Genomic DNA, 24,205 nt, shown 5'->3' with positions numbered 1-24,205 from the left:
TTAATTTATAAACGCAGTAAACATGAAATCAACAACTCTTTTTATGTTGTCAGCCTTCGCGCTGATGGCCTCATGCAATGAAAATCATAATAAAAGAAACAATGATAATGACAATAATGGTAACGGCTGGGTAGATAAAGTGATTGACAAAGAAAGCGGCCCGGTCAAAGAGAAAGAATTTAACGGAAATTTTGACGAAATAGAAGTTTCTCAGGCTATCGATGCTGAGGTGATCAAATCTGAAACAGAGAAAGTGGTTATTTCTGCACCTGAAAATATCATCAACGAAATTCTTGTGGATAACGATGGCGGAAAGCTTCATATCCATTACAAAAAAGGAATCAGAGTGATGAACAGCCATAATGTAAAAGCTAAAATTTATACGAAAGATTTCTCAAAACTTACGGCCAATTCTGCAGCGAGCATCACTATAAAAGATAAATTCACACAGGAAAAAGTAAGCATTGATATATCCAGTGCAGCCAGTGTGACAGGAGATCTGGAAGCCAATGATTTCGATATCTCAGCAGGAAGCAGCAGCAGTTACAGTGGAAAAGTATGGGCGGTAGATCTTGATATTGAAGCTTCTTCAGCGGCAAGTCTTGATATTTCAGGGAAAAGTAAAAATGCTGATATCACTTCTTCATCTGGGAGTAGTATTTCAGCCAAAGATCTTATTGCAGACAATGTAAAAGCCGACGCATCCAGTGGGGCTAGCCTTCAGGTTAGCGCTGTTGCTTCAGTTGATGCCGAAGCTTCTTCCGGAGGAAGTGTAGATATTTCTAAAAAAGGAGAGCTTAAAAATGTAACCAAACAGGAAAGTAGCGGCGGAAGCGTCAGTATCCAATAAATCAATTCGGAGTTTCCTCGTCATTGTCATCATCTACTGACGAGGAGCCTTCCCAATCTCTATTATCAAAATTAAGATTGTCATAAGCCAATAATTCCTCCTCACGCTGGAGGAATTCTTTTGTGGTGAATGATAAGATTTCATCATCTTCTTTTGCTTTGGACAGCCTTCTTATGGAAGCTTTGTCTATTGCCATAAATCTTTGTCCAAGCCGTCTGGCCGCATATTTTCGCATTCCGGTTTCATGAAGAACGTCTATCGCCATATCCACAGCGGTTCCTAATGTTTCACGGTAAATATTTTCAATGCCGTTATTGAGGTAGTTATACGCATCGATCCTGTTTTTGGCTCTTACAAAAATTTTAACCTTCGGATAATGTTCACGCACCAGATCTGCAATAAATTTATTATCATCCCGGTCATCAAGACATAGCACTAAAAGTTCAGCATCTTCAATTCCGGCAGCCCTTAAAGTAGGAATTCTTGTCGCATCTCCATAATATACTTTAAAACCGTGGCTTCTCAATAGTTTCACACGGTCAGAATCTCTGTCCAGAACTGTTGCCTGGATTTTATTCGCCTTTAAAAGACGCCCTACCGTACTTCCGAAATGTCCGAAACCTACAATAATGATCTTCTTCTGGCTAACATCATTGTCAAGAATATTGAAATCGTTCTCTTCATCAGGAATTTCCTTTATGAATTTAGGCGTAATGAATTTATCATTAATGATCAGAAGGATAGGGGTAATACACATCGTGATCGCCGTGACAGCCATCATCTGAGCATTAAGTTCGGGACTCAGGAGATAAAGATCCGAAGCGTAATTAATCAATACAAAAGCAAACTCTCCTACCTGAGAAAGAGCAAATGCATAAAATAAACTCTGTGGAGTATCCATCTTAAAAAACTTTCCTATGGCATAGAGAACAACAAGTTTTACAGCCAATACGGCAAAAACAGTAGAGAAAATAAATAAAGGATCCTGCTGAATAATATTAAAATTGATGGTAGAGCCTACACTGACAAAGAATACGGCTAATAGAAGCCCTTTAAAAGGATTGATCTGTGCTTCCAGTTCATGCCTGAATTCACTGTTGGCAAGCATTACCCCGGCAAGGAAAGCTCCCAACGCAGGTGAAAGCCCTATTGCGGCCATAAGCTCCGAAACTCCGATCACAAGGAATAAAGAGGAAGCGGTCAGCAGTTCCGTCATTCCTGACTTTGAAACATATCTTAAAAAGGGAACGAATACATATCTTCCTAACAGAATCAAAATAGCAACACCTAAAATCACGGTTCCGGCCTGTAGCCACTCCGGAAGTTTCTGTATGATAATCTGAATTTCGTTATTGTGATGACTTGATTTATAATTCGCGATGATAGGTAGGATGGCGAGGATAGGGATCACTGCAATATCCTGAAACAGAAGGGTAGAGAAGGAAGCTTCTCCGGCCATGGTTTTAAAGTTGTTTTTTTCCTGTAAAGTCTGCAGTACAATAGCCGTAGAAGAGAGCGCAAAACACATCGCAATAGCAATGGCCTTATCTATTCTCCATCCGGCACTGATGAAAACCAGAAAAAGGAGTGAAATAGAAAGCAGCATCTGCGTAAGCCCCAGGCCCACAATTTTCTTCCGCATTTCCCAGAATTTCCGGGGTTCCAGTTCCAGTCCAACCAGGAAAAGAAGCATGATCACCCCAAATTCACTGGCATGCATGATATCATTGACATCTTTTCCGGTAAGCCGAAGAACATAAGGACCAATGATGATACCGCCTAAAATATAGCCGATCACCGAACTCAGACCAAATTTTCTAGCCAGCGGAACCATAATAATGGCTACACCTAAGAAAAGTAATGTATTCATCGCTAAGCTGGACTCCATATGTTATTGATTGAGTAGTTCTGTAAATTCTTTTTTATGTAAAATAATATCTTTTTTGCTCAGTTTATTAGCTTCGTAAACGATTTTGATATGTTTGATATCGGCTTTGAAAACCTTTAAAGAAACAATCAGCCCGCTGATTAGTTCTTCGATAGTATACTGATACGTTCCGGTTTTGCTGAAAGACCTTTCTTTTCCTCCGGTTGTAATCAGAATGTAAATCTCTTTACCTTCCAGCGGATTGGTTTCGCCTTCCCGGAGCCAGTCTCTGTCGAAAACTTCATCGATCCATAATCTTAATAAAGGAGGCATTCCAAACCAGATGAGTGGGAACTGAAAAATAAAACGGTCATAGTTCCTTAATCTTTTTCTCTCCCTGAATGCCGCAATATGAAAATCCGGATATTCTTCGTAAAGATCTCTGAGGGTAAAGTGCTGGTGACGGACATAGAAATTAAATAGCTCTACGTTGGAATTGGAGTGCTCTAAATAGGGATGTGCAAAAACTACCAGCGTCTTCTTCATGAACCTGTTTTCAGTAAATATAGCGAAAAAATATTGAATAAAAGACGGTTTTTGTGTGGTTTTGTTAATTTTTTAATACGTAAAGTTGACTTTAGTGTTAAATAAAATAAAGAAGTGACGTATTTGTAGCATATTAAATAAAAAATCGGGCAGTCAGCCCGATTATATTGAATGTCGTTATTTTTTAATTACCATCCGCCGGAAGCACCGCCTCCGCCAAAGCTTCCTCCGCCGCCGAAACCGCCGAATCCACCACCGCCTCCGCCGGAACTTCCTCCACCAAAGCCTCCTCCTCCGAAGCTGCCAGGGAAAGGGAAGAACCCGCCGGGGTAATTTCTGCGTCCTCTTCTGGTAATGATCACATCATCGTCATCATTATTGCCACCGCCTCCTCCGCCACCTCTGTTACCAAAGATAATAGCCAGAAGGATGAAAATGACAAATGCAATAAGAATGATCTTAAATGCACTTCCATTGCCGGAAGGTGCTGAGGTTTCCGTAGGCTTGAATTTTCCCTGAACCGCCTCCATAATTGCTGAGGTTCCCCGGTTGATACCTTCATACCATTGCCCCTGCCTGAAATTAGGCGTGACAATATAATCGAGAATCTGTCCTGCTACGGAAGCTGTAAGATATTGTTCTACGGCTCGTCCCTGCTGAATAGACATTGTTCTGTCTTCAGTCGCAATAAGGAAAACGACGCCATTATCTACTCCCTTTTTTCCGATTTTCCATTGCTCACCGAACATGGTCGCTAGAAAATTGACATCTTCTCCTTTTGTGGAAGGAATAATGATGACTTCAATCTCCGTGGAAGTAGAGTCTGCAAATTTGATCAGCTTATTGTTCAGTTCATCTTTTTGCTGCTGGGTAAGCAGTCCTGCTTCATCAAACACAGGATACAGAACCGCAGGTTTTTGCGGAATCGTGTATTGTGCTGATACAAAAGTGTAAAAGCAGAAGAGTATAAATGAAAATACCAGTTTAAGAGAACGTAATTTCATTAGATAGCTGATTGGGATTTTTTCCCTGAACAGGAAAATATTTTTTTAATTCAAGACCTGTTTCCAGGATGCCGCTTTTTAAAGCTTTATAATAATTTCCTTTGGCAAATTCAGCAGTGATGTAGTCGTGGAGGTGATCCCAATACGACTGGTGTACTTTGTCATGAATTCCGATATCCCCAATGATGGTAAGGTATTTCTGTTCGAAATTCACATGAAAAAGCACAGCATTTCTGTCGGCAGTTTTATTCATACAGAGTTCTTTGAAAACTCCAAATGCAGTTTCCGCATTTTGGGTTTCGGTGTTCGAGTCAATGTGTATCCTGATCTCGCCTGTAGAATGTTCTTCTGCCGACTGTATCGCTTCCACCAGGGAAGTGATTTGCTGATTTGTCAGAAAGCGGTTGTTCATTATTTAAATACTTCAGGCGCTTTTTCTGCACCGGCTTCAGCCTTGAAGAAAGGTTTTTCTTTAAAGTTTGTAAAATTCGCCAGAATGTTGTTTGGGAATGTTTTGATCGTTGTATTGTAATCTTTGGCAGCGTCATTATAATAAACCGTTTCGGTTCTGATGCTGTTTTCGATTGCTGTAAACTCTCTCTGGAAGTTGATGTACTGCTGGTCCGCTTTTAAATTCGGATAAGATTCCACCACAGCCATCAATCTGCTTAAGGCTCCGGATAATTCTCCCTGTGCAGCCTGAAATTTTGCCATGTCTGCTTCTGTCATATTCGTAGGGTCAATGTTAATAGAAGTAGCTTTAGAGCGTGCTTCCACAACTTTGGTTAGTGTTTCCTGTTCAAATTTTGAATAGGACTTAACTGTTCTTTCGAGGTTAGGAATAAGGTTGGCCCTTTTCTGATAGACTGTTTCAATATTAGACCATTTGGAATTCACGTTCTGTTCTTTTGAAACAAAATTATTATACCCGTTTTTCCCCCAGAAGAATATTACACCTACAATAAGAAGTAGAGCAATACCGATAGTTCCTGCACTTAGGCAGCCTTTATTTTTCATAGTTTATTTTTTTTTAATTTTTTGTGCTAATCAAATATACAAATTATGTGCTAATTTTGTAAAAAATTATTAGAATGACAACAATAGTGGTGGCAATGGGAGAGAAAAACGAGATCGGTTTTGAAAATAAACTGCTTTGGCATCTTCCAACAGACCTGAAACACTTTAAAGATATTACTTCCGGACATCCTATTATTATGGGAAGAAAAACCTATGAAAGTATAGGAAAGGCACTTCCTAACCGTACGAATATTGTTGTTTCCAGAAAGAAAAACTGGTTTGTAGAAGGTATTCTGATCGTGGGAAGCATCAAAGAAGCTGTAAAATTTGCTAAAAAAATTGATGAAAATGTTTTCATCATCGGTGGCGGAAATATTTATGAGCAGACTATAGATATAGCAGACAAATTAGAAGTGACTTTAGTAAAGGCTGATCTTGAAGCCGATACATTCTTTCCCCAGATCAATACGAAAGTTTGGAGAAAAACTGAAGAGACCTGTCATGAAAAAGATGAAAAGAATCAGTACGATTTTTGTTTTCAGACTTTTGAACGGATCAAGACGGAGTAGTTATGAAAATTCTAACCCGTAACCTCTAGCTTCTAACCCGTAAATTTTCTATCTTTGCACTCTTAAAATTGAATAATGAATAAGTACATAAAAATTGTAATTGCAGCAGTTCTTATACTTCTAGGACTTTATATGATGATTTTCACAAGAAATCTAGGCTGGGGAATTGTAGTATTCCTTCTTGCAGCACTGCCTATTTTACTTTTCATCAAAAATGAATATATCCTTCTTGCCTTCTGGCAGCTGAGGAAACAGAATATGGAAAAGGCCGCAAAATGGTTAAATGGAATTACCAATTACCAGGCACAGCTTCATAAATCTCAGTATGGATACTTCCACTATTTAATGGGCCTTACCCAGGCTCAGGAACACCCTGCCAAAGTAGAACCTCTTATGAAAAAAGCTTTGGAGTATGGATTGAATATGAAACATGACCGAGCTATGGCCACATTGAATCTTGCAGCAGTCGCTATTTCCAAAGGAAGAAGACAGGAAGGACAAAAGCTTCTGGAAGAGGCTAAAAGATTAGACAGCGCAGGAATGATGGCGGATCAAATCAAAATGATGAAAGATCAGCTGAAAATGCCTTCTATGCAGAAACACATGCACAACCCGAATATGAGACAGAGAGGAAAATCCTTCTAAGAAAAATAGACGAAAACGAAAGCACCTCAAATGGAGGTGCTTTTTTAATTTTACTGAATCATAGGTTGTCACATCTCAGAATTCTGATCATACCCATAAAACTTGGGCATCTGCCATTGGTATTTCACGGCAAGCGTTCGGATCGCGACAATCAATATAATAGTGAAGATCTGTATAAAGGTATAGGAAAGTGGGATGAATTTCGTCATCAGAAGAAAGGCAGATCCCCCAACGATACATGCTGTAGCATAGATTTCTTTCCTGAAGATCAGCGGAATCCTGTTCAGGAGGATATCCCGTATAATTCCTCCGAAACAGCCGGTAATGGTTCCCAGTGCGATACATATCAGCGGATGAATTTCGGCATTAAGCCCTTTCTGAACCCCGATAATCGTAAATAATCCCAATCCGAAGCTGTCGAAAATAAACAGCGTAACTTTAAAGTTCTTTTCAATAGACTTGAAGATCATTGAAAAAATGCTTGTTCCCAGGATGAGTGCACACGTTAAAAGGTCGTGCATCCAGAATACCGGAATGTCAAGCAATAAATCTCTCACAGTTCCTCCACCTACAGAAGTAACGAACGCAATAATCAGAACCCCAAACGGATCAAGGCGTTTCTGCATAGCTGCAAAACTCCCAGACATCGCAAAGGAAATGGTTCCGAGTACTTCTATGGCAAAATTGAACTGTTCGTGCATATATTATGAATAATAAATGATAATCGATGAATGATTTCTGCATCTGCAAATTGTCGGCCATTTAATCAATTATCATTTATAGTTGATCATTTATTTTGCTTTTTTCTCTACCCTGACGGAGTCCGGAACCAGCAGTTCATATTCTCCATCGTGGTTGATGATCTCCCTTACAATGCTGCTGCTGATGAAAGATTTTCCTGATGAGGTCAATAAGAATACGGTTTCCAGTTTTTTGTGGGCCAAAGTTCGGTTGGTGTGAGCGATGGCTTTCTCAAATTCAAAATCGGCAGGGTTTCTTAAGCCTCTCAGAATATATTGAGCATTCTTTTCGAAACAATAATCTACCGTTAATCCTTCGAAAAAGTCAACTTCCACATTGGGAAATTCGGATACGGAATTTTGGATAAATTCCATTCTTTTTTCCAGAGGAAACATATACCTTTTTTGGGAATTCTGTCCGATTGCAATAATCAGTTTGTCAAAAAGCGGAGCCGCTCTTTCAATAATATCATAATGTCCCAGAGTAATAGGATCAAAGGATCCGGGGAAAACAGCAATTTTCATGTTTTACGTGTTATGATGAGTTATGGGGTATGAGTTACGGGTTAAGTGATGATTTTCGGGATACGGGTTTCGGGTTGTTACCTCTATCTCCTGTCTTCAAACTTCCATCCTCTAACATCTAACCTCTAATTTCTAACTATTATTTATTCAATGCTTTTTCTACCTCATTTCCACATAAGTCTGTGACAGAGATTCCATAATGTCTTGCTTGTTGTGGCAGAATGCTGGCCGGGGAGAATCCTGGATTGGTATTCATTTCAAGCATGTAGGGAATTCCGTCCATCAGGATGAATTCGCTTCTTGAAAATCCGCTCATTCCCAGAGAATTGTAAGCTTTTTTTGAAATTTCTTCCACTCTGATTCTGGTGGCATGGTCAATTCTTGCCGGTGTAATTTCTTCTGAAGCCCCTTCATATTTAGCTTCATAATCGAAGAATTCATTTGTAGGTACAATTTCAGTGATTCCTAAAACGATGGTTTCCCCTTTGAAATCTATGACCCCCACGGAAACTTCCATTCCGTCCAGAAAACTTTCGATCAGAATTTCATCATCTTCTTTGAATGCTATTTCTGTAGCAGCGATTAATTCTGACTTCTCTTTTACTTTCGAAATTCCAAGAGATGATCCTGACTGATTGGGCTTAACAAAAACCGGAAGCCCAAGACTTTCTACGATTTCGTCTGTATTGATCTCTTCTCCTTTTCTTAAATAAATGCTTTTAGCAGAAGGAATTCCATATTTTGCCAATACCGCCAATGTATCTTTTTTATTGAAGGTCAAAGCGCTTTCATAAAAACCGCAACCGGTATATTTCTGCCCGATGGCATCCCAATAGGCCTGGAGGATTCCATTTTCACCCGGGGTTCCGTGGATAATGTTGAAACAGGCATCGAATTTCAGTTTTTCATCATGATCTAACGTCACTGAAAAATCTCCGCGGTTGATTTCATATTTCTTATCGTTATCCCCTAAAAAATACCATTCATCTTTAAGGATGACCACTTTATATACATCATATAGATTTCTGTCCAGAGAATCGTAGATCAACTGACCGCTTTTTAAGGAGACCACATATTCGTCTGAATAGCCCCCCATGACAACGGCAACACTTTTTTTGCTCATAACCATTATAGTATCAATTAAGGCAAATTTAATCATTTTATGTAATGCAATAAGGGAAAATCAGAAATTTTAAAATTGAAAATGAATTGTGTTAAATAAAAGTACATTTAAAATTATTAGCTATATTTGCCGTTATAATTAAAGTATTTTTAAGTATGCTTAAATCACTTTTCAATTGGAAAGTTTTACTGAATTTAGTAGTCGCCATCGGTGTTTTTGTGGGATTGGTGTGGCTTACTTTCCGCTGGTTGGAATATCATACCAATCACGGTCAGGAAATTCCTGTACCCAATGTCATCAATAAATCTGTTTATGATGCCGTAAAAATATTGGAGGATACTGGACTGGAGTATGAAGTAGACAGTGCTGAATATAATCCTGTATATAAGCCTTTTCAGGTTTTAAAGATGCATCCTATATCCAGTTCGCGTGTAAAACCGGGATCGCTGGTGAGAATTGTTGTTAATCCAAGAACCTGGGCGCCTATTACGATTCCTGATGTGATCAATAGATATTCAGGACTGGCTTTCCAGAGACTGGATCAGGTTGGTCTTAAGATTGGGGATACCATCTATGAACCAAGTATTCAGAAAGATGCTCTTTTAAGAGTGTTATATAAAGGTAATGTTGTTAATCCGGGATCACGTCTTCCGAGATTCTCTGTGATTGATGTTGTTTTGGGGTCAGGACCTATGAGGAATATTTCAATTCCTAGTGTGGTAGGGCTTACCGTAAAAGAAGCCAAAGCTGTGATCTCAAAAAGTATGTTTGAGGTTGGATTGGTAGAGCATGAGGACGGAAGTAAAGATGAGTCTGATATTGTCTATTATCAGGATCCTGCTGCCGGAGATGTAAGAGACCAGGGAATGCAGATCGACCTTTGGGCGAGTAAGAGAACTCCTGCTGAGCTCAGAGCTAAAGTAGAACAGCTGAACTCTATCTATCGTATGAAGGTAGACACATCACTGCCTCCGGTACATTATGATGAAGTTCCCAACCATGCGGAACCCAATTATGACCCACCCGTAGCAGCACCTATACCTAAAAAAGAAATTCCAAAACCTGAACCTGCTAAACCTGAACCTGCCAAAACCAGTGCAACCACTGGAGCTAAGCCAGCCGGAACCGGGGCGGAAAAGCCTAAAACCACTGCAACAGCTAGTCAGGGTTCAGGAAATAAGCCGGCGACGTCTGGAAATACAGCACAACCGCCAGCTCAAAAGCCAAAAGCTAAAAAAGTAGTAGTAGAATAATAACGGTTTATTATATAAAATATAGGCTTCAACTGCAAAATGTTGGGGCCTTTTGCGTAAAAAAAATAAAATAATGGCAGAAGATAACGAGGATTTTTTAGATGAAGAATTATTAGATTCCGACAGTATGGAAAATATCGATATTGATGAGGAAAATAAAGGATTGTACGAGCATCTTAATATCAAAGTTGATAAAAAACAGGAGCCGTTGAGAATCGATAAATTCTTATTAATATACAGACAAAACTCTTCACGGAATAAAATTTCGCAGACCTGCAGAGCTGGAAACGTGATCGTAAACGGCGCTCCGGTGAAGCAGAACTACCGTGTCAAGCCCGGGGACCAGGTTTCAGTGCTTCTTACCCATCCGCCGAGAGAAAATGTGATTATTCCTCAGGATATTCCTGTTAATATCATCTACGAAGACGATGATTTGGTCGTGGTGGATAAAGAACCCGGAATGGTTGTACATCCCGGTCATGGAAACTGGGATAAAACCCTGGTGAATGCATTGGCTTTCCACTTTGAAAAGAATGGACAAAAATCTGATCTGGACAGAGTAGGTCTTGTTCATAGAATTGATAAAGATACTTCCGGACTTTTGGTGGTGGCGAAAAATGAATATGCACTGAGCTTTTTAGCAAAACAGTTTTTCAACAGAACGACAAAAAGATTGTATTGGGCTTTTGTCTGGGGAAATCCTCAGGAAGAGGAAGGCACAATTACAGGGCATATAGGAAGACATCCCAAGAATAGAATGCAGATGTCCGTTTATGAAGATGGAAGCCACGGGAAGCACGCCGTTACGCATTACAAGGTATTGGAACGCTTCAGATATATGACGTGGGTGGAATGTAAACTTGAAACAGGAAGAACGCATCAAATCAGGGCGCATTTCAAACATATCGGCCATACTTTGTTTAATGACGAAAGATATGAAGGGCATACGCCTCTCAGAGGAGTGAATCTACCTAAGTATAAGCAGTTTATAAAAAATGTTTTTGAAATTCTGCCGAGACATGCACTCCATGCCCATACTTTAGGCTTTATACATCCAACCACAAAAAAGGAATTGTATTTTGAGAGCCCAATGCCGAAAGATATGGCGGATGCCGTAAAAAAATGGAGAAATTATTTAGAAAACTAAAAATATATTGAGAATTTTTTTATATTTGTTGAATTGAAATCAAGATTTGTTATGAGAAAACTATATGCTATCGTATGTTTAGCTCTTTTGTCAAATGCATACAAAGCACAAGAATCACTACCATACTATCAGCAATATCTTTTGGATGGTGAATTCCTGTTCAACCCAGCTCAGTACGGTAAGACAGATTACGTACAGCTTAATGCTAATTACCACAAACAATTTGACAAGTTTAGCGATTCTCCAAATACGCAGTCTATAGGAATTAACGGGAACATCTTCGACAGAGTAGGAGCAGGGCTCTCTATTTTTAGAGACAGTAATGGACCTATTTCTGCAGGCGGTATTACAGCGGGAGCTTCATACTTTATTCCACTAAGCAGTGAAGGAGAAAGAAAAGACCAATTCTCTTTTGGTACTAGTGTTTCATTTTATAATATGAACTTTGACTATACTTCAGTGAATGTTGAAGATGGTTACGATCCATTATTGATCGGAAAAGAAGGGAATATTTTTATGGCTTATGCCAACTTTGGTGCAGCAGCTACTTACAGAAATATCTTTGCAGGGATCTCTGTGAACGATATTGCGTTAAGTAACGACAAGGCAATCGTGAACGGAATTGAGCCTTCACCAATTAAATTCTTCTTAAACTTAGGATATAACTGGCATTTTGCTGACAATATCTTTGTAACGCCATCAGCGTTGATCAACCTGAATACCAATTCAACAAGAATGATCGACTATAACTTAATGGCTACTTTCTTTAATGACATCAATTCATTCTCTGCCGGAGTAAGTTACAGAACGGTACAGAATAGATTTGACAGCCAGCAGCTACAGGTGGCACCAGTTGTTAAAGTTAGAATTAATAAATTAATGATCGGAGCAACTTATAACATCGGAATGTCTGATATCCAGACTTATGGTGGAAACAGCTTTATGCTGAGCTTAGGGTATAACTTTGATAACTTTATTAATCATAGAGGATATAGATATTAATCTGATTTAATTTAAATAAATTTGAGCTCTGAAATTTTCAGAGCTTTTTTTATGATATACATTCACATTCCCTTCTGCAAGCAAAAATGCAGCTACTGTAATTTTCACTTTTCTACATCTTTGAACTTTAAAGATGAAATGATCAGTGCTATGAAGACGGAAATCAGACTCCGGAAAAACGAATTAGACAATAAAAGTTTAAAATCACTGTATTTTGGAGGCGGAACCCCTTCCATTCTTTCAGCAGATGAGATCACCTCAATGATTGATGAAGTGCTGAAGTATTTCAGTTTTGACCCCGATATTGAAGTTACTTTAGAAGCCAATCCCGATGATCTGGATAAAAATTTCCTGAAACAGCTCTCTAAATCTCCCGTTAACAGACTGTCTATTGGTACCCAGAGTTTCTTTAATGAAGATTTAAAGTTAATGAATCGGGCCCATAATGCTTCCGAAGCTGAGGGTTCCATCAAAAGAGCACAGGATTTTGGGTTTGAAAACTTAAGTATAGATTTGATTTATGGCTCACCGACCTCCAATCTGGAGATCTGGAAAGAGAATTTAAACAAAACCATTGCTCTTGAAGTTCCTCATATTTCCTCTTATGCACTGACTGTTGAACCAAAAACGGCGTTGGAGAGCTGGATATCGACAGGTAAAGTCGCCAGTCCCAAAGAAGAAGAGCAGAATGAAGAGTTCTATTATCTCTCGGATTTCTTAAAAGATAACGGATTTGAGCATTACGAAGTCTCCAATTTTGCCAAACCCGGCTTTTATTCAAAGCATAATTCCGCTTATTGGAAGTATAAAGAGTATCTGGGAATAGGTCCTTCCGCACATTCGTATAATGGTTTTGATGTCCGAAGCTGGAATGTTGCCAACAATCAGCAGTATATTAAGAAACTTTATACCGGAATTCTTGCCAAAGAAGAAGAAATCCTGTCGCAGAACGACCAGTTCAATGAAATGATTATGATCGGTCTGAGGACGATTTGGGGAGTAGATATGGGAAGCCTCAATGATAAATTCAGTGCTCAGGTTCATGAACATTTTCAAAACGAGATAAGATCAAAAATAGAAGAAGGCATTCTGGTGGTTGAAAATAATCATCTTAAAATTCCTGAAAAGCATTGGTTCATGGCAGACGGAATTGCATCGGATCTATTTATTGTATAAGCAAAGCATTAATTTAGTAAAGATATCTCGACTACGCTCAGCATGACATCGCTAATACTTATAGCTTTAAATTTTATTAGATATCATGTTTAACAATGTATGTTGAACGAGGTTGAAACATAATAGTTTAATCATAATAATAGCTTAATTGTTATAAAATCATACTGTAGAAATAAAGTCCGGAATCTGGAATACAGAATCTAAAAATCTTCGTATTTTTGTGTAAAATTTCAGCTCACTTGAAAACTAAAAAACAAGATTATTCACATCTTTCGCCAAGCCAGCCTATCGGTATTTTCGATAGTGGAGTGGGAGGACTTACTGTAGCCAAAGAGATCAAAAGACTTCTTCCACACGAAGATCTGATCTATTTCGGGGATACCAAACACCTTCCGTACGGGGAAAAGTCGAAAGATGCGATTATAGAATACTCTACCAAAATCACCAATTTTCTGCTTCAGCAGAACTGCAAAGCTATTGTTATTGCCTGTAATACGGCTACAGCGAATGCTTTGAACGAGGTCATGCAGTCGGTGAATGGAAAAGTTCCCGTCATCGATGTGATTAACCCTGTTGCTGAAAAAGTAGCTTACGAGATTCACAATAACGTTGGGGTGATTGCTACAAAAGCAACGGTGAATTCAGGGTTGTATAAAAAGAGTATCAGAAAGCAGAATAAATGGATCAAAGTAGATGAACTTGCCACACCTTTGCTGGTTCCTGCCATTGAAGAAGGGTTTAAGAACCATCCGATTACGCATGCGATCATTTATAATTACTTAAGCAATAACAAGCTGAAAAATATTGAAACGTTGATTCTCGGTTGTACGCATTATCCACTGTTGATTGATGAAATCAAGCAATATTATGGAAACAGGGTCCGAGTGATTGACTCTCCCAATATTGTAGCCAATCATCTGAAGATCATTTTGGATAAGTACCATCTTCTGAATGACAATAATCCAAAACCCAACTATCACTTCTATCTTTCAGATCTGACGAAAAACTTCGAGAAGATCTCTAAAAAATTCTTCGGAAAGACCATCGATTTAGAATTGAAAGTACTATAATACAAAAGCTGTTTCTTCTGAAACAGCTTTTATTTTTAAGGAACCCCCTGAAATATTAATGTTCTAAGATCACCATTTCACTTTTCAGCCTTATTTTTGGAGTTACTTCCGGATGGTTGCTGTCATTGTCAGCTCTTTTTCCTATAGCAACGGCAAAAAGTGTTTCATAAGAATCATTTTTCAGAATTCCGTCATATTTATCCGTTTCAATACCTTCCATGGGAGTAGAGTCAATTCCCATCGCAGCACACGCAGAAAGAAGAACGCCCAGCGAAAGATAAACCTGATGTCCCATCCATGAACGGACCCCAGCTTCACCATTCGGCTTTACCATGGTTCTGTAATAATTAACAGAACCTTCAGGAAGATTTTCTTCGATCTGCTTTTCAAATTCTTCCGGATTTTTCATCACCTGGAATACAATCACATGACTGCTCTCCAGTACTTTTTCCTTATTAAGATAAGACGCTTCCGCCAATTGTTCCTTGATTTCAGAATTATTAATAAAAATAAAATTCCAGGGTTGGCTATTGATGGAAGATGGACTTAAATTAAGGATCTCTTTCAGTTCGGCAATCTGTTCTGCACTGATTTTGCCTTGAGGATTATACTTTTTTACAGTATACCTGTTTTTCATTTGTTCTAAAAAGCTCATAAATTATTATACTATCATTTTTATAGTTACAAAAGTAATTTAAGTTTGTTACCTTTGCAATAACGGTAAAAAATGATAGTATAAAATGTATACAATAGATAACAAAGAATATCCGTGCTGTACCAGCGTAACGATGAAGTTTATAGGGGGAAAATGGAAGGCTGTGATTTTAGTTCATTTGACGAAAGGTGCCAAAAGATATAATGAATTAAGAAAACTAATTCCGACGATCACGGAAAGAACCTTAAGTCTTCAGCTTAAACAGCTTGAGGACGACCATATCGTCAACAGGAAGGTCTATACGGAAAAACCTCCCTTAATGGTAGAATATACGTTGACAGATTTCGGAAAAACATTGCTACCTGTAATTGAAGCAATTACGAATTGGGGTATTGCTGCACCGGATCTTTCCGTAAAAAAAATAATCAGGAATTAAATTTCCTGATTATCTTCTTTATTCGCTTCGAAAAAACTGAAACTTACATTTCCGTATTTTCGGGTGTCTATTAAATTTGGGTGATCAAGTTTCATCCTGCTCTGATGTTCTATGATCATAAAACCGTTCTGTTTAAGGTATTTATTGTTCAGAACTAAAGACAACAATTCATAATATTTCTTCTCTTCCATTTCGAAAGGAGCATCAGAAAATACAATCTCGAAACTTTTCTTATTTCTGAACTTTTTAAGCCAATCGAAAACATCACCTCTCTGAACACTGATCTGTTTTGACATATCCAGCTCTGAAGCGGTAGAATTGATGAAACTCGTGTGTTTTGGGTTCAGTTCCACTGAAGTGACATCCTGGCATCCTCGGGAAGCAAATTCGAAAGTAATAGAGCCAATGCCTGCAAAAAGATCAAGCACCGAAATCGACTGCATATCATATTTGTTTTCCAGGATGCTGAATAGCGCTTCCTTCGCAAAATCTGTAGTAGGTCTTACATCAAAATTTTTAGGAGCGGCTATTTTTTTGGCTTTCCACCTGCCTGAGATTATTCTGAACATATTTATTTAGTTGTTAGGTCGCAGATTACAGGCGGCAGGTAGTTATATTGGGGAAATTACTCCCTGTTACCTGCTGCCTGAAACCTAGTTTAATATAAAATTCTTATTGGGAACATTGTCAAAGACAATCCTCATATTCTTAACGAATTTCTGAAGTTCAGAAATAAAAGTTTCATTTTCTGTTGTCTCGCCATAAGCATAAAAGTTGGTTTCATTGATTCCGAAACCTATTTTGCTCAGCGTAAACATGACGAAATAAAGAAAATCTACCTCAGAATTCACATCCAGATTGTTGTATAAAATGACTTTCTTGTTATCGATGGCAAAAAACTCACACTGGTTATGATACAGATTGATATGGATTTCCTTATTGTTCTTATTATTGATAGAGTTTAAAAACTTTTCTCCTGAAAAATTAAAATGAACGGGGATGGCCAGTTCTTTTATTTTTTTATAAAAGTTTTTAGGGAACGTATAATAAAACTGTACCCCGAATCTTTTGTTGACAGAAAGCATCAGTTCTTCTTTTTCTCTGTCCGCCGGAGCATTAAAAGCAATCAGTTCAAATCCTGCATCATGTTCTGAAAATCCTTCCGGCATCAGGGTAAAATGATTCAGTGCAGAGATTACATGAATCTCTTCAAACCTTTGCTTCAGCAGAATTTCATCAAGTTTATCCCCGATAAGATTCTCCGGTGTTTCTTCAGTAACGAAATAAGACTTTTCCTCCAGAATGCTTTTATTTTTTGCAATCTGGTAGATTAATCCGTCTTTGGTAAAAAGTAAATTAAGTACGTTCATATTTCAATTGAGGCAAATTTAGTGAAATTCTATCATAACGGCACCTGATTGATGATGAAGTATTTCTTTATTGTAAAAATCGATATCTGACTGACTTTCTAAAACATCCATAACCATTCTCTGCAGTGTTCCGTCGCCGATCCCATGAACGATCTCTAGCCTTTTCAAATTGTGTTTTCTGCAGAAGTCCAGAACTTCTATCAACTTTGCTTTTTGAATAAAAAGTCTTTCGAAACTATCATAATCACTGGGATTTTTAACCATATGGTGAAAGTGCAGGTCCAGGACCATATGATTTTTCTGGTGCTTTTTAGAAACTACTTTCTTCGGTTCTGCTTTTTTAACTACCCGGATGTTTTCATAAAGATTGACATCTTTCGGAACCAGCTTCTCTTTTGGATACTGATAGGTAAACCCATATTCATCTTTGAAAACAACAATATTGCCTTTCACAGAAGTAATCATCCCGCTTAAATCCTCATCTACCACAGAAACTTTGTCTCCAATTTTCATGTACTGTACTGTTTCTTTTATTGTTTTCAAAATTAGCTTTTCGGTCCCAGTTCAATGATTTCCAGATCTTTAATTTCTTCCCCTTCCACCACAAAGCGCATCATTGTTCTCATCTTATGCCATCCCTGCATACCACAGGCTCCCGGATTCAGATGCAGAAGTTGATTCTTTTGGTCATACATCGCTTTTAGAATATGAGAATGTCCTGAAATAAATAATTTGGGTGCCTTTTCAGAAATTTCCTTGTTCGTAATGGGCGTATATTTTCCAGGATATCCACCAATATGGATCATTAAAACCTCTAAATCTTCACAGAAAAAACGGTTTACTTCCGGAAATTCAGCTCTGATCTTCGCGTTGTCTATATTTCCGTAAACTCCTTTTAAAGGTTTTATTTTTTCAAGTTCTTCAATAACTTCGATACTTCCAAAATCTCCGCAATGCCAGATTTCATCGGCCTGAGACGCATATTCTAAAATGCGGTCATCTATATAAGAATGGGAATCGGATAGAAGGAGAATTTTTGTCATGAAGATCTGAATGTTTTTGCAAAGTTAGGAAAGATTTATTTTTTATTAAGTTTTAGATACTTTTTAAATAAACAAAGTTGTACAACGGAAGCCTGCATCGCCTAATATTTATTAAATTTGAGAAAATTAAAAAAAATGAAGAAGAAATTCTCTCTTTTACTTTTTCTTGCAGCGGTAGGGCTCTGCAGTGCTCAGGTTGAGGAAAAAAAATTGGATGAACTGATCCAGAATACATTAAAAACTTTCGACGTTCCCGGAATGTCCGTAGGTATTATAAAAGATGGAAAAGTGATCTATTCTAAAGGTTTCGGACAGCGTTCTTTAGCAACAAAACAACCAATGGATGACAGCACATTGGTAGGAATCGCTTCAAACTCAAAAGGTTTTACCTGTACTGCCCTGGCTATTTTAGCCGATGAAGGAAAACTGAACTGGGACGATAAAGTTTCAAAATATATTCCTGAATTTCAAATGTACGATCCGTATGTTTCCCAAAATGTAACCATCAAAGATCTTATCACCCACAGAGCCGGATTAGGTTTAGGACAGGGAGATCTGATGTTTTTCCCTGAAGGCGGAGGTTTGACAGTTAATGATATTGTACACAATGTAAGATATCTGAAGCCTGAAAATCCTTTCAGAACGACCTTAGACTACAATAATGTGATGTTCATTGTAGCCGGAGAAGTGATCCACAGAATTTCAGGACTGAGCTGGGCCGAATTTATTGAGCAGAGAATCATGAAACCCGTCGGAATGAATTCAAGCTTTGGAAGCTACAGTAGAGCTAAAGCGGTATCCAACAAGATTGATGCCCATGCTCCTGTAGATGGGAAAGCTATTGCTGTTCCACACGACTGGAATGAAACGGGGAATGCAGCAGGCGGAATTATGAGTAATATTAAAGATATGACCGTTTGGGCAGAGTTTCTTTTAAATAACTTCACAACAAAAGACGGTAAAAAACTGGTTTCAGATAGAAATGTACAACAGTTATGGAGCCTGCAGATTCCTGATAGAGTGGCCATGAAAAATCCTTACGATACAAGTTTTTATGGCTATGGATTAGGATGGTTTCTAAGTGATGTTAAAGGGCATAAGCAAGTTCAGCATACCGGTGGATTAATTGGTACTGTGACGCAGTTTACCCTGATTCCGGATATGAAACTGGGAATAGTGGTGCTTACAAACCAGCAGTCCGGAGCAGCTTTCAATACGATTACAAACACGGTGAAAGATTCTTACCTGGGGGTGGCAGATAGAAACTGGCTGAAAACATACGGCGAAAGAATGTCAAAAGTAAATGCAGAATATGACAAGCAGAAAAAAGAAGCTTTTGCAAAATCTGAAGCCTTTAAAAAAGAAAAAAATACTCAGCCGAAAGCAGAGCAGTTTGTAGGAAAATATAACGACCAATGGTTTGGTGAAGTAGAAATTTCGCACCAGGAAAGCTCCTACAAAATTTCCTGCAAAAACTCTCCAAGACTGAAAGGGGAGCTGTTGCCGTATTCCAACAATTCATTCATCATCAAATGGGACGACAGAAGTTATGATGCCGATGCCTACATTATTTTTAATTATGATGAAACAGGAAAAGCAGAATCTGCGAAACTGAAACCCATTTCAGATGTGACAGATTTCAGCTTTGATTTTGATGACCTGGATCTTAAAAAGCAGAAAAGCTAAATAAAGAAAATTAAAATATTCAATAGGAACGGGCTTTAGCCCAATGTCATTAAGATAAGGTTTTAATATATTGATTTTCAGTTATTTTTACTTTTTTTAAGTTGTTTTTTTTGTATATTTAACAGTGAATCAAGCAGTTAAATTGAGACGAAAAAATATATTTATAAAGTAAACACCTCATTATCTTATGGTTTTTTGAAAGACAGAATTGTAGGTATGCTTTTTTCCAATTCTGATATGGACAAGGCAATAGAGGAATTAAAAACTCTTTTCAAAGCGCATTTAATTCCTATAAGACCTCAGAGATCAAACAAAAGAAATATAGGTAAATATAGAGCAAGAGCTAAACCCATAGTCTCTAAAAATCAAAAGGATAGCTTGTGATATTTTACTAACTTAATGACATTGGGCTTTAGCCCGTTTTTTTATTAATCATTTTCAAATTGGCTTTAGCCAAAACCTATTTATGATGTTTTTTGGAGACGAAAATTATTTCAATAGATTAAGATCCTTCTCAGCACGGGAAAGCTCAGAATTTAAATGCTGTTTTTCAAAGAAATGTTTAAGATCAGCAAGTCGTTTTTTATGATCATACAAAATGCTTGAATTTAATTTCTGCTGGCAGAGTGAGCACGCCCTTGCAAAATGAAAATCAGTTTCGGTAAGTGTATTGGTTCCATTCATCACGCAGTTGGCGTTCAGACAGTGGCTGAGTCCGAACATATGTCCGATTTCATGTGAACTTATTTTGATCAGCCTTTCAAGACTTTCATTAAAATTGGATTCAGATAGATCGCCGTTAGAAAATCTGTATAGGGAAGTGACACCCACAGCGTCTATATAAGAAGCCTGTCCGAAAACATAATTCCATTCTGGTCTCGGAAAAAGATCTTTTTCTGTGATTCCCATGACGGCCACGGCATCTTTAGGTTTTCTTTTGAGCAGAATGCTGTCCAGCACATAGCCTGCCAGAATCTGTTCCTGGCCTTCTTTGAAAATTCTTCTCGCCGTTTTTGGGAAAACACTGTTGGGTAAAGCAGGGAGGACTTTCGTTTCCAGCTGGAAATACATGCTTAAATATTCTTTCGTAAGTTTTATTTCCTTCTTTTGGAGTTCACTGAATGCTCCGATTGGCTGAAGGTAAATCGTATTTTTCCCAGATTCCGGCCTTATTTTATTCAGTTTCTGAAAATCTTCAAAAGTCTGGAATTGCTCATCCCGGGAATATCTCCAGTCACCAGGTTTTACTTTTGGGAGCTGAACATCATTGAGAGCAATGGTTTCAATATAAGTCTTCTCCTTTTTATGACATGAAAAAAAGAGTAGGAAGGTTAAAAGATAAAAAAAGATAAAATTATATTTTCCCGGGCTCATAAAAGAAAAGGAGTTTCTTTTTGGCACCGTCAAATTCAGACCATGAATTGCAGTCTATTTCAAAACCGGCTACACCGCAGGTCGGGAAGTGAAAAATATCTTCGGAGATGGAATTCGCAAAATTGGAAATTCCATTGTTATGGGAAAAAAGAGCTACAGAGCTCACGCTGTCATCCAGGTCGTAGATCACAGATTCAAAATTTCTTTCTGAGGGATTATAAAGCTGATCTTCCGTAGAGACGTTAAGCTGATAGGTTTGGTTAAAAATTTTGCATGTATTCAGCGCACGTACCGCCGGGCTTGAAACAAAATGATCAATGGAAATATCATTGCTTTTCATGAATCTGGACATGTTCATTGCATCTTTCAATCCTTTGTCTGCCAAAGGTCTATCGAAATCCTCCGTTTCTTCCGGCCAGTCGCTTTTCGCATGTCTTACGAGGATGAGTTTCTTCATATTTTCGTTTTTTGGAAGATTAAAATTATAAAAAAAATAATGGAATAAAACATGATTTTTATAAAAAAACTGCGTTATGAATAAAATCATTAAATTTTACTAAATTTGCACACTTATGGGACAGATCCTTGCAATAGACTATGGAAAGGCACGCTGCGGTATCGCTGCAACAGATGATATGCAGATTATTGCAAGTGGACTGGATACCGTTGAGACCCGGTTTTTGATGGAATTTCTGAAAAAATATTTCACCGAAAACAAAGTGGACGATGTGGTAGTAGGCCTTCCTACAGATTTGAAAGGAAATGTTTCCGCAGTGGAGACGGATATTTTAAAATTCATTGAAGAATTTCAGAAAGAATTTTCCGGTATTCCGGTCCACCGCCTGGATGAGAGATTTACCTCTAAAATGGCTTCTTTTTTTATTTCCCAAAGTGGAAAAAGCAAAAAAAAGAGACAGGAAAAGGGGTTAATAGATAAAGTAAGTGCAACTATCATACTGCAGAATTTTTTAGAACAAAGAATAAGATGATTTTACCGATAAGAGCTTTTGGGGATCCTGTTTTGAGAAAAGTAGGGAAAGATATAGAAAAAGATTATCCCGGTTTACAGGAACTTATAGATAATATGTTCGAAACGATGTACAGTGCCAACGGCATTGGCCTGGCTGCACCGCAGATCGGGCTGGACTTGCGCCTGTTTGTAATCGACGTTACTCCTCTTGCAGAAGACGAAGATTATGAAGACATCAAGGACGAGCTGGCTAACTTTAAGAAAGTTTTCATTAATGCTACGATTCTTGAAGAATCCGGCGAAGAATGGAAATTCAATGAAGGGTGTCTTTCTATTCCGGATGTAAGAGAAGATGTGAAAAGAAAGGGAACTATTGTTATTGAATATTATGACGAAAATTTTGTGAAACATACAGAAACTTTTTCCGATATTAGAGCCCGCGTAATTCAGCATGAATATGATCACATTGAAGGGGTGCTGTTTACAGACCATTTGAGCGTATTGAAGAAAAAATTAGTAAAAGGAAAACTGACGAAAATCTCCAATGGAGAGGTAAGCATCAGCTACAAAATGAGATTTCCAAAGTAATTTAAACAAGAATTAAAAAACAAAATAATAAACAGCAAAAAGCCTCGTGCCGATTGCAGAATTTACAAAAAATAAAATTATGCTGTTAGAAAAAATAATTTCAATTTCTGGAAAGCCAGGACTTTTCAAATTAGTTTCTCAATTAAGAAACGGTTTTATCATTGAAGATGTTACGACTAAGAAAAAAGTAAGCATCGGAAACTCCAGCCAGGTGAGTTTATTAGATAATATCGCCATGTTTACATTTGATAAAGAAGTTCCTTTATTCGAGGTTTTTGAAAATATTGCTAAAAATTATGATTATAAAGAAGCTATTTCTCACAAATCTTCTGATGATGATCTGAAAGTTTTTATGACGGCTTCTCTTCCTGATTATGATACAGAAAGAGTATATGCTTCAGATATCAAGAAACTGGCTCAGTGGTACAATATCCTTCAGAAAGCTGGATATGTTACTCCTGAAAGCTTTGTAAAAGCAGAATCTGAAACATTAGATGGAGCACAGGAAGAAGTGAGCATTGATAAAGATGCTCCTAAAAAAGCAGCTCCAAAAGCAGAAAAGCCTGCACAGCCAAAAGTAAAAGCTACTTCTGCAGCGAAAGCAGCTCCAAAAAGTACACACACTAAGAAAGGATAATTCATCCTGAATTGTAAATACAAATCCCTGTCAAGGTTTCCTGACAGGGATTTTTGTTTTTATTACTGTCTTTTTACCCTGAAACAAATGGGCTTCATTAAAGATTTACCCTAAATTTGCATCACTTGAATTTTCAAAGACCTATGAATACCAGACAAGAAAAATTAGAAGCTTTCGGAAGATTATTAGACATCATGGATGATCTGCGTGAAAAATGCCCCTGGGATCAGAAGCAGACCCTTCAATCGCTTCGCCATTTGACGCTTGAAGAAACGTATGAGCTTTCAGATGCTATTCTGCAGGAAGATTTACAGGAAATCAAAAAAGAGCTGGGCGATGTTTTGCTTCACCTGGTCTTTTATTCTAAAATAGGATCGGAAAAAGAAAGTTTTGATATTGCTGATGTCATCAATTCATTAAATGAAAAACTGATCTTCCGTCATCCCCACATTTATGGCGATACAGAAGTGAAAGATGAAGAAGAAGTAAAACAGAACTGGGAAAAGCTGAAACTGAAAGAAGGCAATACATCTATTTTGGGTGGTGTTCCGAAAAGTCTTCCAAGTTTAGTAAAAGCCTACAGGATTCAGGATAAAGTAAAAGGAATCGGATTTGAATTCCACGATGCAGAAGACGCCTGGAAAAAAGTAGATGAAGAAATTCAGGAATTCCATGAAGAAACCGATTTAGATAAAAAAGAACTTGAACTGGGTGATGTATTTTTCTCGCTCATCAATTATGCAAGGATTTCAGGACTGAACCCGGATTCTGCACTGGAAAGAACCAATTTAAAATTTATCTCGAGATTCCAGAAAATGGAAAAACTGGCTGAAGAATCCAATATCAGTCTGGCGGATCTTTCTTTAGAAGAGATGGATGTCTTGTGGGAAAAAGCAAAACTACTGCCATAAA

General features: G+C 37.9%; 29 protein-coding genes. 14 read left to right on the top strand and 15 right to left on the bottom strand.

Annotation, left to right across the window (positions count from 1 at the left end; all coding sequences use genetic code 11):
* The first annotated feature begins 22 nt into the window (after positions 1-22).
* Entirely contained in the window at positions 23-850 is an 828-nt protein-coding gene (locus HHL23_RS13100; RefSeq protein ID WP_169235235.1) for a head GIN domain-containing protein, read from the top strand.
* A 1-nt stretch (position 851) separates the two neighbouring features.
* Here HHL23_RS13100 and HHL23_RS13095 read toward each other — a convergent pair whose 3' ends face one another.
* From HHL23_RS13095 to HHL23_RS13075, 5 genes are all read right to left on the bottom strand, one after another.
* Positions 852-2,738, bottom strand: a complete 1,887-nt coding sequence (locus tag HHL23_RS13095; protein WP_169235234.1) for a monovalent cation:proton antiporter-2 (CPA2) family protein — start codon at positions 2,736-2,738, stop codon at positions 852-854.
* Positions 2,739-2,741: 3 nt separating this feature from the next.
* The gene (locus HHL23_RS13090) at positions 2,742-3,263 is read right to left on the bottom strand and encodes an NAD(P)H-dependent oxidoreductase (RefSeq protein ID WP_169235233.1); all 522 of its coding nucleotides are present in this window, start codon (positions 3,261-3,263) and stop codon (positions 2,742-2,744) included.
* 188 nt (positions 3,264-3,451) lie between these two features.
* Positions 3,452-4,267 (bottom strand): TPM domain-containing protein, encoded by an 816-nt coding sequence (locus HHL23_RS13085; protein WP_169235232.1) that lies wholly within the window; start codon positions 4,265-4,267, stop codon positions 3,452-3,454.
* Positions 4,248-4,679: a TPM domain-containing protein gene (locus tag HHL23_RS13080; protein WP_169235231.1), complete on the bottom strand. Its 432-nt coding sequence runs from the start codon at positions 4,677-4,679 to the stop codon at positions 4,248-4,250. Before HHL23_RS13080 ends, HHL23_RS13085 begins: the two co-directional genes overlap by 20 nt.
* Positions 4,679-5,284, bottom strand: coding sequence for a LemA family protein (locus HHL23_RS13075; RefSeq protein WP_169235230.1), 606 nt, complete (start codon positions 5,282-5,284; stop codon positions 4,679-4,681). The genes HHL23_RS13080 and HHL23_RS13075 overlap by 1 nt, the downstream gene beginning before the upstream one ends.
* Positions 5,285-5,358: 74 nt before the next feature.
* On the opposite strand from HHL23_RS13075, the gene HHL23_RS13070 reads away from it, so the two are divergent.
* Together HHL23_RS13070 and HHL23_RS13065 are read left to right on the top strand one after the other, a co-directional pair.
* A complete protein-coding gene (locus tag HHL23_RS13070; RefSeq protein ID WP_169235229.1) occupies positions 5,359-5,853 on the top strand; it encodes a dihydrofolate reductase in 495 nt (164 codons plus the stop codon).
* 75 nt (positions 5,854-5,928) lie between these two features.
* Complete coding sequence (locus tag HHL23_RS13065) at positions 5,929-6,498, top strand: DUF2892 domain-containing protein (protein ID WP_169235228.1); 570 nt, start codon at positions 5,929-5,931, stop codon at positions 6,496-6,498.
* Positions 6,499-6,566: 68 nt separating this feature from the next.
* On the opposite strand, the gene HHL23_RS13060 is transcribed toward HHL23_RS13065, so the two are convergent.
* The 3 genes from HHL23_RS13060 to HHL23_RS13050 all read right to left on the bottom strand — a co-directional run bounded on the left by HHL23_RS13060 (position 6,567) and on the right by HHL23_RS13050 (position 8,886).
* Complete coding sequence (locus tag HHL23_RS13060; protein WP_169235227.1) at positions 6,567-7,199, bottom strand: trimeric intracellular cation channel family protein; 633 nt, start codon at positions 7,197-7,199, stop codon at positions 6,567-6,569.
* 90 nt (positions 7,200-7,289) lie between these two features.
* Positions 7,290-7,763: a pantetheine-phosphate adenylyltransferase gene (coaD, locus tag HHL23_RS13055; RefSeq protein WP_169235226.1), complete on the bottom strand. Its 474-nt coding sequence runs from the start codon at positions 7,761-7,763 to the stop codon at positions 7,290-7,292.
* Between the two features lie 139 nt (positions 7,764-7,902).
* On the bottom strand, positions 7,903-8,886 hold the full coding sequence (locus tag HHL23_RS13050) for a D-alanine--D-alanine ligase (protein ID WP_169235225.1): 984 nt from the start codon (positions 8,884-8,886) through the stop codon (positions 7,903-7,905).
* A gap of 155 nt (positions 8,887-9,041) precedes the next feature.
* Between HHL23_RS13050 and HHL23_RS13045 the strand changes: the two genes are divergently transcribed.
* The 5 genes from HHL23_RS13045 to murI all read left to right on the top strand — a co-directional run bounded on the left by HHL23_RS13045 (position 9,042) and on the right by murI (position 14,534).
* Positions 9,042-10,139: a PASTA domain-containing protein gene (locus HHL23_RS13045; RefSeq protein ID WP_169235224.1), complete on the top strand. Its 1,098-nt coding sequence runs from the start codon at positions 9,042-9,044 to the stop codon at positions 10,137-10,139.
* A gap of 73 nt (positions 10,140-10,212) precedes the next feature.
* On the top strand, positions 10,213-11,286 hold the full coding sequence (locus HHL23_RS13040; RefSeq protein WP_185194874.1) for an RluA family pseudouridine synthase: 1,074 nt from the start codon (positions 10,213-10,215) through the stop codon (positions 11,284-11,286).
* Between the two features lie 51 nt (positions 11,287-11,337).
* Positions 11,338-12,288, top strand: a complete 951-nt coding sequence (locus HHL23_RS13035) for a PorP/SprF family type IX secretion system membrane protein (RefSeq protein WP_169235223.1) — start codon at positions 11,338-11,340, stop codon at positions 12,286-12,288.
* 51 nt (positions 12,289-12,339) lie between these two features.
* Positions 12,340-13,464 (top strand): radical SAM family heme chaperone HemW, encoded by a 1,125-nt coding sequence (gene hemW / locus HHL23_RS13030; protein ID WP_169235222.1) that lies wholly within the window; start codon positions 12,340-12,342, stop codon positions 13,462-13,464.
* A 239-nt stretch (positions 13,465-13,703) separates the two neighbouring features.
* Positions 13,704-14,534 carry a glutamate racemase gene (gene murI, locus HHL23_RS13025; RefSeq protein ID WP_048502928.1) on the top strand — a complete coding sequence of 277 codons (831 nt, stop codon included), beginning with the start codon at positions 13,704-13,706 and terminating at the stop codon, positions 14,532-14,534.
* Between the two features lie 55 nt (positions 14,535-14,589).
* Here the strand turns inward: murI and HHL23_RS13020 are convergent, their stop codons facing one another.
* Entirely contained in the window at positions 14,590-15,189 is a 600-nt protein-coding gene (locus HHL23_RS13020; RefSeq protein ID WP_169235221.1) for a nitroreductase family protein, read from the bottom strand.
* Between the two features lie 85 nt (positions 15,190-15,274).
* Between HHL23_RS13020 and HHL23_RS13015 the strand changes: the two genes are divergently transcribed.
* Positions 15,275-15,625, top strand: a complete 351-nt coding sequence (locus HHL23_RS13015; protein ID WP_169235220.1) for a winged helix-turn-helix transcriptional regulator — start codon at positions 15,275-15,277, stop codon at positions 15,623-15,625.
* Here the strand turns inward: HHL23_RS13015 and HHL23_RS13010 are convergent.
* The 4 genes from HHL23_RS13010 to HHL23_RS12995 all read right to left on the bottom strand — a co-directional run bounded on the left by HHL23_RS13010 (position 15,622) and on the right by HHL23_RS12995 (position 18,038).
* Entirely contained in the window at positions 15,622-16,194 is a 573-nt protein-coding gene (locus HHL23_RS13010; RefSeq protein WP_169235219.1) for an RsmD family RNA methyltransferase, read from the bottom strand. The two genes, HHL23_RS13015 and HHL23_RS13010, sit on opposite strands and share 4 nt — an antisense overlap.
* An 84-nt stretch (positions 16,195-16,278) precedes the next feature.
* Positions 16,279-16,995 carry a DUF3822 family protein gene (locus HHL23_RS13005; protein WP_169235218.1) on the bottom strand — a complete coding sequence of 239 codons (717 nt, stop codon included), beginning with the start codon at positions 16,993-16,995 and terminating at the stop codon, positions 16,279-16,281.
* Between the two features lie 18 nt (positions 16,996-17,013).
* Positions 17,014-17,538, bottom strand: a complete 525-nt coding sequence (locus tag HHL23_RS13000; RefSeq protein ID WP_394354156.1) for a Smr/MutS family protein — start codon at positions 17,536-17,538, stop codon at positions 17,014-17,016.
* Positions 17,539-17,540: 2 nt separating this feature from the next.
* Positions 17,541-18,038 (bottom strand): metallophosphoesterase family protein, encoded by a 498-nt coding sequence (locus tag HHL23_RS12995; RefSeq protein WP_169235217.1) that lies wholly within the window; start codon positions 18,036-18,038, stop codon positions 17,541-17,543.
* Between the two features lie 135 nt (positions 18,039-18,173).
* On the opposite strand from HHL23_RS12995, the gene HHL23_RS12990 reads away from it, so the two are divergent.
* Complete coding sequence (locus HHL23_RS12990; protein WP_169235216.1) at positions 18,174-19,724, top strand: serine hydrolase; 1,551 nt, start codon at positions 18,174-18,176, stop codon at positions 19,722-19,724.
* 489 nt (positions 19,725-20,213) lie between these two features.
* On the opposite strand, the gene HHL23_RS12985 is transcribed toward HHL23_RS12990, so the two are convergent.
* Positions 20,214-21,098, bottom strand: coding sequence for an archaemetzincin (locus tag HHL23_RS12985; protein ID WP_169235215.1), 885 nt, complete (start codon positions 21,096-21,098; stop codon positions 20,214-20,216).
* Complete coding sequence (locus HHL23_RS12980) at positions 21,079-21,555, bottom strand: SixA phosphatase family protein (protein ID WP_169235214.1); 477 nt, start codon at positions 21,553-21,555, stop codon at positions 21,079-21,081. The genes HHL23_RS12985 and HHL23_RS12980 overlap by 20 nt, the downstream gene beginning before the upstream one ends.
* A gap of 115 nt (positions 21,556-21,670) precedes the next feature.
* On the opposite strand from HHL23_RS12980, the gene ruvX reads away from it, so the two are divergent.
* The 4 genes from ruvX to mazG all read left to right on the top strand — a co-directional run bounded on the left by ruvX (position 21,671) and on the right by mazG (position 24,204).
* Positions 21,671-22,087 (top strand): Holliday junction resolvase RuvX, encoded by a 417-nt coding sequence (gene ruvX / locus HHL23_RS12975; RefSeq protein ID WP_073331993.1) that lies wholly within the window; start codon positions 21,671-21,673, stop codon positions 22,085-22,087.
* A complete protein-coding gene (gene def, locus HHL23_RS12970; protein ID WP_073331991.1) occupies positions 22,084-22,656 on the top strand; it encodes a peptide deformylase in 573 nt (190 codons plus the stop codon). Before ruvX ends, def begins: the two co-directional genes overlap by 4 nt.
* A gap of 79 nt (positions 22,657-22,735) precedes the next feature.
* Entirely contained in the window at positions 22,736-23,293 is a 558-nt protein-coding gene (locus tag HHL23_RS12965; protein WP_169235213.1) for a DUF5606 family protein, read from the top strand.
* A gap of 143 nt (positions 23,294-23,436) precedes the next feature.
* Entirely contained in the window at positions 23,437-24,204 is a 768-nt protein-coding gene (gene mazG / locus HHL23_RS12960) for a nucleoside triphosphate pyrophosphohydrolase (RefSeq protein WP_169235212.1), read from the top strand.
* The last annotated feature ends 1 nt before the right edge of the window (position 24,205 follow it).

It is taken from the genome of Chryseobacterium antibioticum, from assembly GCF_012927325.1.
Taxonomy (GTDB): domain Bacteria; phylum Bacteroidota; class Bacteroidia; order Flavobacteriales; family Weeksellaceae; genus Chryseobacterium; species Chryseobacterium antibioticum.
The sequence above is the reverse complement of the archived record's forward strand: the minus strand, read 5'-3'. Positions and strand labels throughout refer to the sequence as shown.